Below are 2,138 nucleotides of genomic sequence, written 5' to 3'. Positions count from 1 at the left end.
GATCTTGATTTGCATGTATTCCTCGTATGAAACCATCGCCGCTCAAAAAACGACGATTATCCCTTTGTCGAGGTGTATCAATTTTCACCTGCCGACCTGTATCAATTTACAGTTGCCGATGACAAAAGTCGTAGATCACAGCCTTCAGGTTCTCGAACTGTCCGGGGCTGTAGGCCCAGATATAGGCTCGGTGGGTCTTGCCGTTATCGGGCTTGAGCATGCTGACCGGGGTTTCATCCGCGTGCAGGATATCGTGCCTAAACACTTCAGCCTTTAGGGCATCGACCAAGGGCTGCAGCTGCACCCCACAGGCACCCACCCAGTCTGACAGCGTCTGGCGCGAGAGCGGCACGCCTGCCCGGGCAAAGATCTGCTCCTGGCGATAGAGCGGCAGGTGATCGGCAAACTTTGCCACCAGCACATGGGCTAACAGTCCTGTAGTCGGCAATCCCTTGTCAATGACGTGTGCCGGCACGGGAGCCTGGGTGATCGTCTGACAGCTCGTGCAGGACCACTTGCCTCGTACATGGCGCTCGACAGAGAAGAGCCCAGGGGCGTAGTCGAGCTTCTCACTGACATCCTCGCCAATGCGCTTGAGTTGGCAGCCACAGGCACACTGCGTGCTCTCGGGTTCGTGATAAATGTCCGTGCGCGGCAGGTTAGCCGGGATCTGCATGCGGCGCGGCTGCTGTTTGGGCGCATCTGGCAACTTGGCTGGCGTCAACTGCTCAAGTTCTGCACCAATGGCCGCCAAGTCCGTGTCCATCGACTCTTCAAAGAGCAGGCGTTGCTCGGCCGTGAGGTGTTCGCTCTTGCGCCCATAGCGCAGCTTGCGGTGGTAGGCCAGCTCAAAGGTGAGCTTGGCGATGATCTGTTCTTTCTCTTTGACCGTGCGGTGGGCTTCATCAATCGCCTGGTTTTGTTCACCAATCGTGGCAAGGAACTGCTTGGCCAGACTCCTGAGAGCCTCTTCGTTCATGCTGTGCAGTTCTTGCTCGGTGACCATGAAGCGTATGGTGGCACAAGCCCCCGAACGCGCAAATGATCACATTCACCAATTGATTTTTATGCACAAATTCGAGCAAACTTCACACCATCAATTATCACCAAACCGTTACCTGGCTTGGCTTTCCAAGTCGCTGCCAGGGCAAGCCGACCAAGAGCGCATCCACCTGACTTTGAGTCAATTCGAGGCGTGTTCCCGCCGCGTCCTGAACCCGAGCAAAGTGTCCCTCGTGCAGTCGCCGCACAGCCAGCCACACCCCGAACCCATCGGTCACCAACACCTTCAGGCGATTGGCACGCCGGTTGGTGAAGATATACGCATGGTGCGCCTGAGCGGAGCCAAATACCGCCACGACCTTGCCAAGCACCGTCTCCATGCCCGCACGCATGTCAATCGGTTCCACCGCCATCCAATATTGCTGAATTCGGATCATGACAGCCAGTCTCGGATCCAGGCTCCACAGTCGGAGGCTGCCGACACGGGCCAACGGATGGTCACTCTGCTCTGGCCGCGTACGCATTCAATCTGGATATCTTCTGGTGGCACCGCCACCTCATCTGGCGCAGATGGATAAACTGGGGCAGAATCAATGGCAGGAGTATCAGTGCGGGCAAGGGAGTCAACCACCGTGACCGGCAAAAAGGCTGGAGCAGCGTGTCGGCCCTCCCGCTCATGCTCCCGCAGCCAGCGATGCAGAACATTCGAGTTGACGTCATTGTCCTGGGCAATCGCAGCGATCGAGGCGCCGGGTTGATGACAGGCATGGATGATTTGAGCTTTGAAGTCTGCGCTATAGGCTCGACGCTCTCGTCGGGTCTTGGTGTTAATGAGCGGTTTACTGATCATCGTGTCCACATTCTCCATCGCGGACACTATCGCGGTTTACTAAACCCGGCTCAAGATGAGTTCACCGGACGGATACGTAGATGCCACCGTATATGGCATAAGTTCTACCACTTGCAGTTGGATGCTGTGTGAGCAACCATACTGAATCGCTACTAGTTTTGAATCGCTACTAGTTTTGTAGACACTTCTTAGCCTAACATTTAGGCAATAAAGGAGGTCTTATGAGCAGGAAACGATTTACCGAAGAGTTTAAGATCGAAGCGGTACGTCAAGTTACGGAACGAGG

4 protein-coding genes are annotated in these 2,138 nt (G+C 55.5%); all 4 read right to left on the bottom strand.

The window, feature by feature from the left end; all coding sequences use genetic code 11:
- Positions 1–106: 106 nt before the first annotated feature.
- The 4 genes from tnpC to G3I67_RS14830 all read right to left on the bottom strand — a co-directional run bounded on the left by tnpC (position 107) and on the right by G3I67_RS14830 (position 1,988).
- Positions 107–1,006 (bottom strand): IS66 family transposase, encoded by a 900-nt coding sequence (tnpC, locus tag G3I67_RS14845; RefSeq protein ID WP_163656351.1) that lies wholly within the window; start codon positions 1,004–1,006, stop codon positions 107–109.
- A 97-nt stretch (positions 1,007–1,103) separates the two neighbouring features.
- Entirely contained in the window at positions 1,104–1,415 is a 312-nt protein-coding gene (tnpB, locus tag G3I67_RS14840) for an IS66 family insertion sequence element accessory protein TnpB (protein ID WP_260074618.1), read from the bottom strand.
- 20 nt (positions 1,416–1,435) lie between these two features.
- Positions 1,436–1,852, bottom strand: coding sequence for an IS66-like element accessory protein TnpA (tnpA, locus tag G3I67_RS14835; protein WP_163656348.1), 417 nt, complete (start codon positions 1,850–1,852; stop codon positions 1,436–1,438).
- 61 nt (positions 1,853–1,913) lie between these two features.
- The gene (locus G3I67_RS14830) at positions 1,914–1,988 is read right to left on the bottom strand and encodes a YnfA family protein (protein WP_163656353.1); all 75 of its coding nucleotides are present in this window, start codon (positions 1,986–1,988) and stop codon (positions 1,914–1,916) included.
- Positions 1,989–2,138: the final 150 nt, after the last annotated feature.

It is taken from the genome of Sheuella amnicola (assembly GCF_010499255.1).
Classification (GTDB): Bacteria; Pseudomonadota; Gammaproteobacteria; order Burkholderiales; family Burkholderiaceae_B; genus Zwartia; species Zwartia amnicola.
The sequence above is the reverse complement of the archived record's forward strand: the minus strand, read 5'-3'. Positions and strand labels throughout refer to the sequence as shown.